Source organism: Halomonas llamarensis, assembly GCF_023555005.1.
Classification (GTDB): Bacteria; Pseudomonadota; Gammaproteobacteria; order Pseudomonadales; family Halomonadaceae; genus Vreelandella; species Vreelandella llamarensis.
Map to the genome: position 1 here is coordinate 44,355 of NZ_JAMJPJ010000013.1, position 14,296 is coordinate 58,650.

Annotated in this window: 13 protein-coding genes and 3 tRNA genes; 3 read left to right on the forward strand and 13 right to left on the reverse strand. The window is 55.3% G+C overall.

Features of this window, described 5'->3' with window-relative positions; translation table 11 throughout:
• Positions 1-51: 51 nt before the first annotated feature.
• Positions 52-801 carry an IS5 family transposase gene (locus M8006_RS09575; RefSeq protein ID WP_250081595.1) on the reverse strand — a complete coding sequence of 250 codons (750 nt, stop codon included), beginning with the start codon at positions 799-801 and terminating at the stop codon, positions 52-54.
• 223 nt (positions 802-1,024) lie between these two features.
• On the opposite strand from M8006_RS09575, the gene M8006_RS09580 reads away from it, so the two are divergent.
• Complete coding sequence (locus tag M8006_RS09580) at positions 1,025-1,366, forward strand: LexA family protein (RefSeq protein ID WP_250081598.1); 342 nt, start codon at positions 1,025-1,027, stop codon at positions 1,364-1,366.
• A gap of 35 nt (positions 1,367-1,401) precedes the next feature.
• Entirely contained in the window at positions 1,402-2,040 is a 639-nt protein-coding gene (locus tag M8006_RS09585) for an IMPACT family protein (protein ID WP_250081600.1), read from the forward strand.
• A 65-nt stretch (positions 2,041-2,105) separates the two neighbouring features.
• Here M8006_RS09585 and M8006_RS09590 read toward each other — a convergent pair whose 3' ends face one another.
• From M8006_RS09590 to M8006_RS09600, 3 genes are all read right to left on the reverse strand, one after another.
• On the reverse strand, positions 2,106-3,428 hold the full coding sequence (locus tag M8006_RS09590) for a sodium ion-translocating decarboxylase subunit beta (protein WP_250081602.1): 1,323 nt from the start codon (positions 3,426-3,428) through the stop codon (positions 2,106-2,108).
• 14 nt (positions 3,429-3,442) lie between these two features.
• On the reverse strand, positions 3,443-5,257 hold the full coding sequence (gene oadA, locus M8006_RS09595; protein ID WP_250081605.1) for a sodium-extruding oxaloacetate decarboxylase subunit alpha: 1,815 nt from the start codon (positions 5,255-5,257) through the stop codon (positions 3,443-3,445).
• A gap of 94 nt (positions 5,258-5,351) precedes the next feature.
• Complete coding sequence (locus tag M8006_RS09600) at positions 5,352-5,609, reverse strand: OadG family protein (protein ID WP_250081607.1); 258 nt, start codon at positions 5,607-5,609, stop codon at positions 5,352-5,354.
• A gap of 183 nt (positions 5,610-5,792) precedes the next feature.
• On the opposite strand from M8006_RS09600, the gene M8006_RS09605 reads away from it, so the two are divergent.
• Positions 5,793-6,764: a tRNA dihydrouridine synthase gene (locus M8006_RS09605; RefSeq protein WP_250081667.1), complete on the forward strand. Its 972-nt coding sequence runs from the start codon at positions 5,793-5,795 to the stop codon at positions 6,762-6,764.
• 199 nt (positions 6,765-6,963) lie between these two features.
• On the opposite strand, the gene M8006_RS09610 is transcribed toward M8006_RS09605, so the two are convergent.
• The 9 genes from M8006_RS09610 to M8006_RS09650 all read right to left on the reverse strand — a co-directional run bounded on the left by M8006_RS09610 (position 6,964) and on the right by M8006_RS09650 (position 14,209).
• Positions 6,964-7,040 (reverse strand) — tRNA-Arg (locus tag M8006_RS09610).
• A 62-nt stretch (positions 7,041-7,102) separates the two neighbouring features.
• Positions 7,103-7,179 (reverse strand) — tRNA-Arg (locus M8006_RS09615).
• A 51-nt stretch (positions 7,180-7,230) separates the two neighbouring features.
• Positions 7,231-7,323, reverse strand: a tRNA-Ser gene (locus M8006_RS09620).
• Between the two features lie 145 nt (positions 7,324-7,468).
• Complete coding sequence (gene csrA, locus M8006_RS09625; RefSeq protein ID WP_250081609.1) at positions 7,469-7,660, reverse strand: carbon storage regulator CsrA; 192 nt, start codon at positions 7,658-7,660, stop codon at positions 7,469-7,471.
• Positions 7,661-7,873: 213 nt separating this feature from the next.
• Positions 7,874-9,124, reverse strand: a complete 1,251-nt coding sequence (locus M8006_RS09630; RefSeq protein WP_250081611.1) for an aspartate kinase — start codon at positions 9,122-9,124, stop codon at positions 7,874-7,876.
• 98 nt (positions 9,125-9,222) lie between these two features.
• The gene (gene alaS / locus M8006_RS09635) at positions 9,223-11,835 is read right to left on the reverse strand and encodes an alanine--tRNA ligase (RefSeq protein WP_250081614.1); all 2,613 of its coding nucleotides are present in this window, start codon (positions 11,833-11,835) and stop codon (positions 9,223-9,225) included.
• A gap of 147 nt (positions 11,836-11,982) precedes the next feature.
• A complete protein-coding gene (locus M8006_RS09640) occupies positions 11,983-12,468 on the reverse strand; it encodes a regulatory protein RecX (protein WP_250081670.1) in 486 nt (161 codons plus the stop codon).
• A gap of 6 nt (positions 12,469-12,474) precedes the next feature.
• A complete protein-coding gene (gene recA / locus M8006_RS09645; RefSeq protein ID WP_250081616.1) occupies positions 12,475-13,599 on the reverse strand; it encodes a recombinase RecA in 1,125 nt (374 codons plus the stop codon).
• 97 nt (positions 13,600-13,696) lie between these two features.
• Positions 13,697-14,209 carry a CinA family protein gene (locus M8006_RS09650; RefSeq protein WP_250081617.1) on the reverse strand — a complete coding sequence of 171 codons (513 nt, stop codon included), beginning with the start codon at positions 14,207-14,209 and terminating at the stop codon, positions 13,697-13,699.
• Positions 14,210-14,296 lie beyond the last annotated feature (87 nt).

The following is a 14,296-nucleotide window of genomic DNA, read 5'->3' on the forward strand; positions in this document are numbered from 1 at the left end:
CGCCTATCCGCGCAGATGATTTTCACGCCAAGGCTAGGGCCTGTTGACGTTTCACATTGGGAGCCATAAAAAACCGCACGCCAAAGCCACCATGCTTTCGTAGTTTCGCTTCAGTTTATCGTAGCGCGTCGCTATGGCGCGATACGATTTTAAACGGGCAAAGGCATTCTCGACGAGATGCCGATAGCGATATAAACCTCTGTCCAGACTGGCATTTCCCTTTTTCGAGTTGCGCCTACGTGGAATCACGGCCTCCATGCCTTTCGCCTCAACCTGCTCACGGATACGCTCGCTGTCATAGCCCTTGTCAGCCACTAGCGCCTCCCCCGTCGGCAAGTCGTCAATCAATGCCTGGGCTTCTGTGCTGTCGTGTACCTCACCGCCCGCTATCCTGAAGGAATTGGGAAGGCCATAAGCGTCAACGGCCAGATGAATTTTGCTGGTGTTGCCTGCACGACTTTTGCCAATGGCTTCTGACTCTTCTGTGGCAGCCCCTGTACTGTCCTGGTGCGCCTTGACGTAAGAGCCATCAATGAATAGCCACTCGACATCCGGATCCTCGACCAGCATGTTGAAAACCGCCATCAGCTTTCCAGCCGATGACCAGGCGTTGAAGCGCTTGTAGACCGTATTCCAGGACCCAAACGCCTCTGGCAGGTCCCGCCACTGGCAGCCAGTGTGCATCCGGTAAAGGATGCCTTCCACAGTGATGCGCAGGTTGGCCTTGTCATAGATACCTTGTTGAAGCAGGATAGGTTTCAGCTTCGACCAGTGTTCATCCGTGAGCATTTGTCGGGGCATCGCAAGCTCGCAGTTTGTTGGCGTGAGAACCTCTATTCTGCGAGCTTGCCCCTATCCTGCCAAATCATCTTCGATCAAACGTCAACACGCCCTAGACTGTATAGAAAAACACATATACAGTTAATCATGTACATAACAACAGACTGTACTAAAAAACACTTTTAAAAGAATACACTAAATAAGCCACAGGATGTCGCTGCCCACTTTGACCCAGGAGACTTCCATGACCGCCTTCCCCGCTATCGCCGAGTTCCATGATACCCCTGTCGCTAAGCGCATCACACGCCGCAATATTTACGCCATCAAAGTGCGTGGCAACCGGATGAACGATTGCAACCTATTTGATGGTGATGTCATCATTATTCGCCGTTTTCAGCACGACACCTACGATGAAACAGCAGTGGCTGAAATTAATCGCCGCTCTGTCACGCTTAAGCGACTTTCCATCGGCCACGACGGTGTTCATCTTCTGCCGGAACAAGCGGGCACACCTGCCATGTTCTTGCACAATCGCGACATTCAAGTGCTTGGTCTTGTCATGGGGATCGAGCATCAAGCCTCTTAGCTTGCTGCTGTTGGCCGCCAACCCCTGGAGCATTAATGCGTTATCCCGTCCCCAATCTTGCACCCGAAACTTGGCATGGCGAAAGCATTGAGATCGAAAAAAGCCAGTTTATTGCCTGGGTGTGTCGTGCGCCGAGCATTGACGATTTCGACATACTGCTCGACGCGGCCAAACAGGCACACCCGAATGCTAGCCACTATTGCAGCGCCTACATTGCCGGGGCGCCGAGTGAGCAAAATCGCATTGGCTTTTCGGATGACGGTGAGCCCGGAGGGACGGCGGGGCGCCCCATGTTTCAAGTTCTTAATGGCAGCGGTATCGGCGAAATTGGCTGCGTTGTTACCCGTTATTTTGGCGGTACCAAGTTGGGCACAGGCGGATTAGCGCGCGCCTACGCACAAGCGGTAAGCGCCGCGCTGGAAACGCTCCCTACTTGCGAGATTGTCGAGCGCGACACCTACACTCTGCGCTTAACGTTTGCCCAAGAAGCCGATGCTCGTGCTTGGTGTAATGAGCAGGAGCTCCCGATTGAAAATGCCGAATACGATAGCGATGGTGTGCGTTTAGCCATCGGATGGCCACGAGATCGTATGTTTGAGCTTGGTGAGCTGGAAAACCGGCTAAAGTCCCGCATTATCGCTAACCCACCGACAAAAACGCGGCACGCTGATTAACAGCGTGCCGCGCTTGACTTACGTGCGATGGGCCATTGGTGACAAGCTGAAGTTAGCCCAAGCGCTTAACCTAAATACTTAATCATCACCCCAGCCGCTACTGCCGAACCGATAACACCGGCCACGTTGGGACCCATCGCGTGCATCAACAGGAAGTTGTGCGGATTCGCTTCTAGCCCCACTTTGTTGGCCACGCGCGCTGCCATCGGTACCGCCGAAACCCCTGCAGCCCCAATCAGCGGGTTGATCGGCATTTTGCTCACCAGGTTCATCAGTTTAGCCATCAATACACCGGCCGCGGTGCCAATCCCAAAGGCCACAATGCCGAGCCCCAAAATACCTAGGGTCTCCACCGAGAGAAAACTCTCCGCCATCAATTTAGAGCCTACCGACAACCCCAGAATGATGGTCACGATATTAATCAACGCATTTTGCGAGGTGTCGGATAAACGCTCGACCACACCACACTCGCGCATCAAGTTACCAAAACAGAACATCCCCAGCAGCGGTGCGGCATCGGGCAGAAACAGCGCCACGAGAATCAGCAGCATTAATGGGAAAATGATTTTTTCCAGCTTCGAGACCGGACGAAGCTGCGTCATAGTGATCTCGCGCTCTTTTTTGCTGGTTAACAGGCGCATAATCGGCGGCTGAATCAGCGGCACCAAGGCCATATAGGCATACGCTGCGACGGCAATCGCCCCGAGAAGCTCAGGGGCCAACACGCTGGAGACATAAATTGATGTTGGACCATCCGCCCCGCCGATAATCCCGATCGCGGCGGCTTGATTAAGCGAGAAGTCCATCACGCCCATTGATGACAGCGCGACAGCGCCAAACAGCGTAGCGAAAATACCAAACTGCGCGGCGGCGCCTAAAAACAGCGTGCGCGGATTGGCCAGTAGTGGGCCAAAGTCCGTCATCGCGCCTACGCCCATGAAGATGATCAATGGCGCGACCCCCGTGCCAATCGCCACCTTATAGAAGTTATAAAGCATGCCGTCGCTGTAGCCGACATTGACGACCACGTCCTTAGCCGCGCGAAGCGCGTCTGCCGACGCATTGCCATCCGCCACACTTTTAAGCGCGACACGCCAGCTCTCGGCACTCGCCAACGGATCAAGCGCGATCCCAAATGCCGCGGCAATTTGCTGCAAAACAGCAGGCTTCCCCACCTCAATGGCTTGATCTAGCGCGGAAATCGCAAGACCCGCTTCAGGAATATTGGCCAGTATCCCGCCAAACCCAATGGGCACGAGCAAAAGCGGCTCAAACTTTTTGTAGATCGCCAAGTAAAGCAGCACAAGCCCCACCACGATCATCGCCGCTTGGCCAAGCTGAAGGTTATAAAGCCCCGAGCCTTCCCATAACGTGATTATCTTATCCATAGTGCGAAAGCCCCTTAAAGTTCGATCAACGTATCGCCAACGACGACGCTGTCGCCTTCATTGACCTTCACCGCGGAAACCGTACCGCTGCTTGCGGCGCGCACTTCGGTTTCCATCTTCATCGCTTCGAGGATAATCACCACGTCGCCTTCGACAACCGCATCACCGGGCTTAACGTTCACTTTGAAAATATTCCCCGCTAGCGGGGCGTCAATGCTCTCGCCACTGCTTTCGACTGGAGCGCTTGCCCCTTTCTCTTTGGACGCATTAGATTGTTCTTGCACCTCACCGATATCACCACCTTCAGACACTTCCACCACAAACGCCTTACCGTTGAGTCTGACGGTGTAAGTTTCGGGGCCGCTACTCGCCACCGGGGCTTTTGTTGGCTCAGCGTTGGCGGGCGCCTTAGCAGTGGCATCCGGCGCTTGCGGTACCGGCTCGAACGCATCCGGATTGTCGCGGTTTTTGAGGAACTTCAAGCCAATCTGTGGGAATAGCGCGTACGTCAAGACGTCATCCATTTCACGCTCGCCCTCGGCTAAACGGATGTCGTCTGCCTTGGCTTTTTCTTTGAGCTCGGTAGCAAGCTTATCCATCTCAGGGCTTAGGTTATCCGCCGGGCGACAGGTGATCGGCTCGCCGCCATCAAGCACGCGTTTTTGCAGCTCAGCGTTGAGCGGGGCGGGCGCGGCGCCATATTCGCCCTTGAGCAAGGCCTGAACTTCTTTCGAGATCGACTTATAGCGCTCGCCCATCATCACGTTCATCACCGCTTGGGTGCCGACAATCTGCGAGGTCGGTGTGACCAGCGGGATAAAGCCCAAGTCTTCGCGCACACGGGGAATTTCGCTTAACACATCGTCAAGCTTGTCACCGGCGCCCTGCTCTTTGAGCTGGCCTTCCATGTTGGTGAGCATACCGCCCGGCACTTGCGCGATCAGAATGCGCGAATCAATGCCTTTTAACGAGCCTTCAAACGCTGCGTACTTCTTACGCACGTTGCGGAAATACGCCGCAATGTCTTCCAATAGCTCCAGATCCAGCCCCGTATCGCGGTCGGTGTCCTTGAGCATTGCCACGACGGATTCGGTCGGACTGTGGCCGTACGTCATCGACATCGACGATATCGCCGTATCGACATTATCGATACCCGCTTCGACAGCTTTCAAAATAGTCGATGTCGACAGGCCCGTCGTCGCGTGGCACTGCATGTGAATCGGGATCGATAGCTCCTGCTTTAAACGGGTGACCAGATCATATGCGGTGTAAGGCGTCAAAAGCCCCGCCATATCCTTGATAGCTAACGAGTCGGCGCCCATGTCCGCGATGGTTTTGGCCAAATCAACCCAGCTTTCCAGCGTATGAACCGGACTCACGGTGTAGGAAATCGTGCCTTGCGCGTGGCCTTCAACATCCCTTACGGCCTTAATCGCCCGCTCTAGATTGCGTGAGTCATTCATCGCATCAAACACACGGAACACATCCACGCCGTTGATTTTGGCGCGCTCAACAAACTTATCCACCACGTCGTCGGCGTAGTGGCGATAGCCCAACAAGTTTTGGCCGCGCAACAGCATCTGTTGTGGCGTATTGGGCATTGCCTGTTTAAGCGCACGAATGCGCTCCCACGGATCTTCGCCTAAGTAGCGGATACACGCATCGAAAGTCGCGCCGCCCCACGACTCTAATGACCAGAAGCCGACTTTATCCAGCTTTTCGGCAATGGGCAGCATGTCATCAAGGCGCATACGTGTCGCGAATAGCGATTGATGGGCGTCACGTAGCACAACATCCGTAATGCCCAACGGGCGTTTCGTCTCATTCATGGCGTTAACTCGTATCGATAAGTAAAAAGGTGAAAGAGGCGCTAGAGATTGTCGTTAGTTTACAAACAAAATTCTCTTTTTTAACACAAGCAGGCTACGAATCACGCCCTTTTTGGCGACGGTAGCGATGAACAGCTGCGCTAATCACCGCCTGCACTTCATCGTCTTTTGGTGAGGTGCCAGTAGGCCCACGCCGCACAGGCGCTGATGGAACAGGGGCGGGCTGAAAGCGGCGCACAGCGCCCGACATCAGTGTAACGCTGATGACCAAAACGGTAAGAAACGTAAAAACGAACCCCATACCCAGCGCCATTAAGGCAAGCCCTTCGTTTAATAGCTCAGTATTTTGCATTTGGCATTCTCCTGAATTCACGCTGATTACAGCGTTTCTTATAGCATACCCAGCGGCATTACCACGGTTAGCGCAATAAGGGTGGTACAATAAACTGCCACACTCAGAAAAGATTGCAATGGCGCCATAGTGGAACTCAACGTTGTTAATTTACTACAAAAAGGCAAAATAGGCCTTGCACCGATGGAAGGCGTTATCGATGCCCTTACCCGTAACTTATTGACGCGCCAGGTGGGTTTTGACTGGACCGTGACCGAATTTGTTCGTGTAGTCGATGCCCGCTTACCCCCGCGCGTGTTTTATAAACATTGCCCCGAACTACAAATATTCCCTGCATCCACGCCCAGCGGCGTCCCCGTTCACCTCCAGTTACTCGGTTCAGACCCTCACGCACTTGCCGCCAACGCCCGCCAGGCCCTCTCGCTTGGTGCGCTAAGCATTGATTTAAATTTTGGCTGCCCCGCAAAGCTTGTCAATCGACATGATGGCGGCGCATCGCTTTTACGTCGACCAGAGCGGGTTTATGCCGCCGTCAAAGCCGTTTTTGACGCTGTTGGCGATCAGATTCCGGTCACGGCAAAAATTCGTTTGGGCTTCTCCAATCGTCGTTTAGCGATTGCTTGTGCCCAAGCAGCAGAAGCCGGCGGCGCCTGCCAGCTGGTGGTACATGGGCGCACACGCGACGAAGGCTATCGTCCGCCAGCGCATTGGGAATGGATTAGTAAAATTCGCCACCGAGTGAAGATCCCCGTAGTGGCGAACGGCGATATCTGGACGCTGGAAGACTACTGGAAAGCACGCACGCTGTCAGGTTGTCGTGATGTCATGCTTGGCAGAAGCGCCTTAGCCGACCCATGGCTTGCGCCTCGCATTCGCCACTGGCAGTTAACGGGCGAGCGTTTACCTGAGACCACTTGGCCTATGCGTGCCAACATGCTTAAAGAGTACGCCCATTTGCAGCGGCAAAACCTGCCCGAGCGCATTGTCGTCTCACTCGTCAAGCAGTGGCTCGCGCAGATGCGCCAGGGCAACGCGGAAGCCGACCGCCAATTTCAACGAGTAAAACGCATCACCGACCTGGCAACGCTGCTGGATAGCCTCGTGATCGATGCGCCAACACAACCACAACACAGGCACGCCCCCTTAGAGGCGTAACCTTGATCAAGAGCATAGCGGCAGGCCGATATCAAAAAAAACGCCCTACCAAAATAAATGGGGGGCGCTACACACGATCGCGAGATCAGCGACGCGAGCCACCGCTAAACTAGCCAGGAAAATAAAACTGATGGGTAACTTCATCATTAACGACTATCAAAACAGAAAACCCGCTCTCTTTGAGAGCGGGTTTATAATCTGGTGCGCCCGGGAGGATTCGAACCTCCGACCACCTGATTCGTAGTCAGGTACTCTATCCAGCTGAGCTACGGGCGCTTAACGCTACTGCACTAGAATTAATATATTAAAACTTGCGCATTAGAGGCTTTTCAGGAAGGTGGTGCGCCCGGGAGGATTCGAACCTCCGACCACCTGATTCGTAGTCAGGTACTCTATCCAGCTGAGCTACGGGCGCTTACCTTTTGCTATCCTTCACCCTTTTTCGACGAAGAGACAGCATGCCAATTGGCGGAGAGAGAGGGATTCGAACCCTCGATAGGGCTATAAACCCTATACTCCCTTAGCAGGGGAGCGCCTTCAGCCACTCGGCCACCTCTCCTTAACGGCACGGCGTGAATATTACCGATTTGGCGCGAGCCTGTCTACCCTTGTGCCAATTTTTTTCGCGCCAGCAACAAAAAGCGGGGATTCCCCTAAGACACGTAAGCCTATGTGCCATAAGCAAAACCCGCTCTTCAGGGCTATTACTCGTCGTCGTCTTCTTCGGTGCTTCGCTCACGCTGAATACGCTGGTAGATCTCTTCACGGTGAACAGCAACGTCTTTCGGCGCATTAACGCCAATACGGACTTGGTTGCCTTTCACCCCTAAAACCGTGACGGTAATTTCATCACCGATCATCAGGGTTTCGCCAACACGGCGGGTTAAGATGAGCATGGCTGATCTCCTTCTCAGACGTTTTTTGTTGCAACGGGATGTGTCCGCCAGAATCGGCGCCGTGCCATTATGCGCCATGACACCGCTGTCACCAATGGCGCAGGGTTATATCACCTGAACACCCCGTTGAAAGAAAGCCCACCACCGCGCGGCAGCGAGACCCCTTATTTAGCGTAGAAGGTTTCACACATCTTACGTTATCTAAATGCCGTGTTACTCAGGTTCGATATCCGATTTATTCAAACCAAAGGCTTTATGCAACGCTTGAACTGCCAATTCCATGTGCTTCTCATCAATCACGACAGAAATTTTGATTTCTGAAGTCGATACCATGCGGATATTGACATTTTCATCGGCCAAAACGCGGAACATCTTGGACGCTACGCCCGCATGCGAGCGCATACCTACGCCGACGAGCGATACTTTCGCGATATTATCGTCACCGCGCAGATCACCGCCACCCAGATCAGGAATCACTTGCTCTTCGAGAATCTTTTTGGTCGCTTTATAATCGCCTTTGGCCACGGTAAAGGTAAAATCGGTGTAGTCACCGGCCGGTGCCACGTTTTGCACGATCATATCGACTTCGATATTGGCATCAGCAATCGGACCTAGAATGCGTGAGGCGACACCCGGTACGTCGGGCGTGTTCAACAGGGTCAGTTTGGCTTCGCTTTTGGTAAAGGCAATACCGGAAATCAGCGGTTCTTCCATGGAGTCCTCGTCTTCGTCTGAGTCTGCAACAATAAGGGTACCGGGGCCGTCTTCAAAGCTTGAGAGCACCCGTAGCGGAACGTTGTACTTACCGGCGAATTCCACCGCGCGAATCTGCAATATCTTAGAACCTAAACTCGCCAGCTCCAGCATCTCTTCGACGGTGATCGTTTCCAGGCGCTGCGCTTTAGAGCAAACACGCGGGTCGGTGGTATAAACACCGTCAACGTCAGTATAAATCTGACACTCATCCGCCTTCAGCGCGGCCGCGAGCGCAACACCGGTGGTGTCAGAGCCGCCGCGGCCCAAGGTGGTGATGTTGCCCTCGTCATCCACACCCTGAAAGCCAGCCACTACCACGACTTTGCCTGCATCAAGATCCTCTTGCAGCTCATCGGTCTCAATGCGCTGGATGCGCGCTTTGGTGTAAGCGCTATCGGTATGGATCCCGACCTGGGCTCCCGTGTGTGATGTCGCGGGCACGTCGAGCTGCTGCAGTGCCATTGCCAATAGTGAAATGGTGACCTGCTCGCCGGTGGAGAGCAGCATATCCATCTCACGGGGCTCTGGTTCACTGTTGAGCGCCGTGGCCATATCGGTCAAGCGGTTAGTCTCGCCGCTCATCGCAGAGACGACCACCACCACTTGGTGCCCTTGGTCGCGAAACCCTTTGACCTTTTGCGCCACGGCCTTGATGCGCTCGACAGAGCCCACCGATGTACCGCCGAACTTCTGTACGTATAGTGCCATATGCCGTTTTCCTATTACGTTCGAGAATGAAGGGTGAAATGTAAAAACGTGTTATCAAACAGGAAGGCCGGTGACTATCACGCCACCGGCCTTTTCGATTACTTAAGCACGCGCTCCAACCAAGCAGGAACGCTATCCAGCGCGCTGGGTAAGGCCTCCGGCTGACTGCCGCCGGCCTGGGCCATGTCGGCACGGCCACCGCCTTTGCCGCCGACTTGCGAGGCCACATGGTTAACCAGCTCGCCCGCTTTAACGCGCCCGGTGAGATCTTGCGTCACCCCAGCGATCAAACTGACCTTACCGGCGTCTTTATCGGCCACGCCAAGCACGATAACGCCAGAGCCCATTTTGTTTTTCAGCTGATCCAACACGCCCCGCATCTCTTTACCCGAGACACCTTCCAGCTGCGTGGCCAGCAGCCTCACGCCGCCAACGTCTTCGGCCTGACTAAGCATATCGCTGCCTGCGGCGCTGGCCAGTTTCGCCTTGACCTGCTCAAGCTCTTTTTCCAGGCTGCGATTGCGCTCGACCAAGGATTCAACGCGGGACTCTACCTGTTCAGGCTTAGCCTTCACGCGCTCAGCAATACGCTGCACGCGGGCTTCTTGCTCGCGGAAGTAAGCCAACGCGTTTTCACCGGTAATCGCTTCAATGCGGCGCACACCGGAGGCAATACCGACTTCGCTAATAAGATGGCAGCAACCGATATCGCCGCTGCGCGCGACATGGGTTCCCCCACATAGTTCGATAGAGAAATCATCACGGCCAATCGTCAATACGCGAACGCTATCGGTGTACTTCGCCTCGAACAGGGCCGCGGCGCCTTTATCCTTGGCTTCATCCAGGGTCATTTGTTCGGTCTTGGTCGGCGCGTTAGCGAGAACCTGCTCGTTTACCAGACGTTCGACTTCATCGAGCTGCTCGGGCGTCATCGGCTCAAAGTGACTAAAGTCAAAGCGCAGTCGCTCAGCGGTCACCAGCGAGCCTTTCTGCTGCACGTGATCGCCCAGCACCATCCGCAGTGCCTTATGCAGCAAATGCGTTGCCGAGTGATTGCGCACGGTCGCACTACGAAGCGTCGCATCGACTTGCGGATGCACACGCGCCCCGACATTGAGTGCTCCTTCGACCATTACGCCCCGATGCAGATGATGGCCGCTCTGCTTTTGGGTATCAGTGACCTGGAAGCGGGCGCCGTCATCCAGATGCAAATAACCGGTATCGCCGACCTGACCGCCGGATTCGCCGTAAAACGGCGTGCGGTCGAGAACGACAATGCCTTTTTGCCCGGCTTCTAACGCGGCAAGCTCGTTGCCTTCACTATCGACGATTGCGGTGACTTTTGCCTCGTCTTCCAGGCTGTCATAGCCGGTAAATAGCGTTTCGCCGCCCAGCTCAATTTTTACGCTGTAGTCAGCGCCGAACTGACTCGCTGCGCGGGCGCGCTCGCGCTGGGCTTCCAATTCACGCTGAAACCCGTCTTCGTCGAGCGTCACATCACGCTCCCGGCAGACATCGGCGGTTAGGTCATAAGGGAAGCCGAACGTGTCATACAGTTTAAAAACGGTCTCACCCGGCAACACCTTACCTTCAAGCTCGTCGAGCGCGGCGCTCAAAAGCCCCATGCCATGATCCAGCGTGCGGGCAAACTGCTCTTCTTCTTTGAGCAGCACGCGGGCAATCTGATCGCGCGCGTCACGTAGCTCCGGGTAGGCATCCCCCATTTCCGCATCGAGCGCGCTCACCAGCGTGTGGAAAAATGGCTCGGAAGCGCCCAGCTTGTGCCCGTGGCGGATCGCACGACGAATAATCCGGCGCAACACATAGCCACGACCTTCATTGGAAGGCAACACGCCATCGGCAATCAAAAAGGCGCACGAGCGAATATGATCAGCAATCACGCGCAGCGACGGCGTATTGGTATCTGAGTGGCCGGTCGCTTGAGCCGCTGCCTGTAACAAGTTCTGGAACAGGTCGATTTCGTAATTGGAGTGAACGCCTTGCATGACGGCGGCAACACGCTCCAAGCCCAGACCCGTATCAATCGACGGTTTAGGCAGCGGGTTTAGCGTACCCTCGGCGTCGCGGTCGAACTGCATAAAGACCAAGTTCCAGATTTCGATGTAACGGTCGCCGTCCTCTTCGGGGCTGCCAGGAGGACCGCCCCACACGTCAGGGCCGTGGTCGAAGAAGATTTCGGAGCTCGGGCCACAAGGGCCGGTGTCGCCCATCTGCCAGAAGTTATCTTCGTCGAGCTTGGAGAAGCGTTCGGGGTCGACGCCGATCTCGTCTTTCCAGATCGCTTCCGCTTCGTCGTCACTGATATGTACCGTGACCCAAAGTTTGTCTTTAGGCAGGCCGAGGGTTTCGGTGAGAAACGTCCAGGCAAAGCGGATCGCATCACGCTTGAAGTAGTCGCCGAAGCTGAAGTTGCCCAGCATTTCAAAGAAGGTGTGGTGGCGCGCGGTATAGCCGACGTTATCCAAATCGTTATGCTTACCGCCGGCGCGCACACAGCGTTGCGCTGACGTGGCGCGCACATAAGGGCGTGGATCGCGCCCGAGAAAGACATCTTTAAACGGCACCATACCCGCATTAGTGAACAAAAGCGTCGGGTCGTTGCCCGGCACCAAAGAGCTCGTCGGCACGATGGTGTGCCCATGCTGGGCAAAATAGTCGAGAAAGGCTGTTCTGATTTCTGCGCTTTTCATAGGGTATCCGTAACAAGAAAGCGTGATGCCCCAGGGCGCTTTAGCCGCTACCCGCCGGGGTCGCAAAGGCGCTATTATAGCGCAGTTGTCAAACGACTAAAGCCGCAGTTAGTGGCAGACGCAAGAAAATCGCCACATTGGAGGGCGTTAAAGCGTCGAAAGTGCGTAGCGGATCTGGTCAAAATCAAAGCCGCGACTGACCAGAAAGCGCTCGCGCTTGGCACGCTCTTTGGGGGTATCGCCGGGGGAAGAAAAGCGCCGAGAAAGGGCCTCACGGGCGAGATCGAACCAATCAACACCCTCTTGCGCCACTACCTCAGCCAATGCGGCCGCATACGTGGCGGAATCGACACCACGCTGTCGCAACTCGCTTTCAATGCGCCGTACGCCTTGCCCGCGTAAAATGCGCGAACGAATAAAACTTTCAGCAAAGCGCGTATCCGACTGTAGCCCTTCTTCGGCAAGTGCGCTTAAACAAGCGTCGATCTCGTCAGGCGGCACGTCTTTGCGCTCAAGGCGGGTGGCTAGCTCAGCGCGGGAATATTCGCGCCGAGCCAGCAGGGTAATAGCGATCTCGCGGGGCGAGCGCTCAGATTGTCCGGATGCACTCGTGCTGGAAGCGCCAAATGCCATCACGGTTTACAGCAGCTCGTCGCTATCAGACTCAAGCGGCGCTTGATCAGCAGAGGCTTCCGCCGCCGCTTTCTTTTTGCCATCGCTTTTGCCGTCGCTTTTGCTGTCGTCTTTGCCGCTCTCTGTGTTCGGCTCGGGCTGCGCGAGTAACTGTGCGCGAATTTGGCTTTCGATCTCTTCCATTGTCCCGGGGTTATCTTCGAGGTATTGCGCGGCGTTGGCTTTACCTTGGCCAATCTTTTTGCCCTTGTAGCTGTACCAAGCGCCGGCTTTATCGACGAGGTTGCACTGTACGCCGAGGTCAACCACCTCACCGGCGTGATAAATGCCTTTGCCATAAAGAATCTGGAACTCGGCTTGCCTAAACGGCGGCGCCACTTTGTTTTTGACCACTTTTACACGGGTTTCGTTACCCGTGACTTCGTCGCCCGATTTCACCGAGCCGGTGCGGCGAATATCCAAGCGCACGCTGGAATAAAATTTCAGTGCATTACCGCCGGTGGTGGTTTCCGGCGAGCCAAACATCACCCCGATTTTCATGCGGATCTGGTTGACGAAAATCACCATGCAGTTGGCATTTTTCATGTTGCCGGTGACCTTACGCAGCGCCTGCGACATCAAACGCGCTTGAAGACCAACGTGGGCGTCGCCCATCTCGCCCTCAATCTCGGCGCGTGGCGTCAAAGCGGCCACGGAGTCGATCACGATGACGTCAACACCACCAGAGCGCACCAGCATGTCGGTGATTTCCAGCGCCTGTTCGCCGGTATCAGGCTGCGAGACCAGAAGATCGTCCAAGTTAACCCCGAGCTTCTCGGCATAGCTTGGATCCAGGGCGTGCTCAGCGTCGACGAAAGCACATACCTTGCCTTGTTTTTGCGCTTCGGCAATCACCGAAAGCGTTAGCGTTGTTTTACCCGACGACTCGGGGCCGAAAATTTCCACCACGCGGCCAAACGGCAAGCCACCAATGCCCAGCGCAATATCAAGCCCAAGCGAGCCGGTGGAAACCGACGGCATCACCACCCGGGGCGTATCGCCTAGGCGCATCACGGTGCCTTTACCAAACTGGCGGTCGATCTGGCTGAGTGCGGCGTTTAGCGCCTTCGTGCGGTTTTCGTCCTGAGCCATGCGGAGATCCTCATAAAGGCTGTATAGTTAGCCAGCAGTATGCCAAAGATTGGTCAATAAACAAATGCCCGACGGCATTTTCTGCGCTTTTCTTTTGCTAGTGTTTGTCGAGTGCCACGATCAACCGCGTAATGCCTTGGCGCACCGTCTGTTCACGCACGGCCTGGCGATCACCGGGAAAGTGCAAACACTCCGCCTGCTGGGCATTAACACCGCCCCATCCTAACCAGACGGTGCCGACCGGCTTTTCGTCACTCCCTCCGCCGGGGCCTGCCACACCACTGACCGCGACGGCCAAATCCGCCCCGCTTTCGCGGCAAGCGCCTGCTACCATCGCTTTTACCACCGCTTCGCTGACCGCGCCCTGGCTTTCGAGCATCTCCTCGGGCACACCCAAAAGGCGGCTTTTTGCCGCATTAGAGTAGGTGACGTAACCGGTCGAGAAATATGCTGAGCTTCCCGGTACCGCGGTAATGGCACTGGCGATCCCACCGCCAGTACACGACTCCGCGGCACTCACTTCCACTTGATAGGTGGTGCACAATTTACCTAGCCGTTGTGCCAGCAAGGTTAAATCCAAGTTTTTTAGACTCTCAACGCTTAACGCCATGGTCACTCCTTCATGTCGAACATCACTTCAGCGTAGAATACCGGTTTTCACACGACGATTTCACATACTCGACGAACACGCGCACTC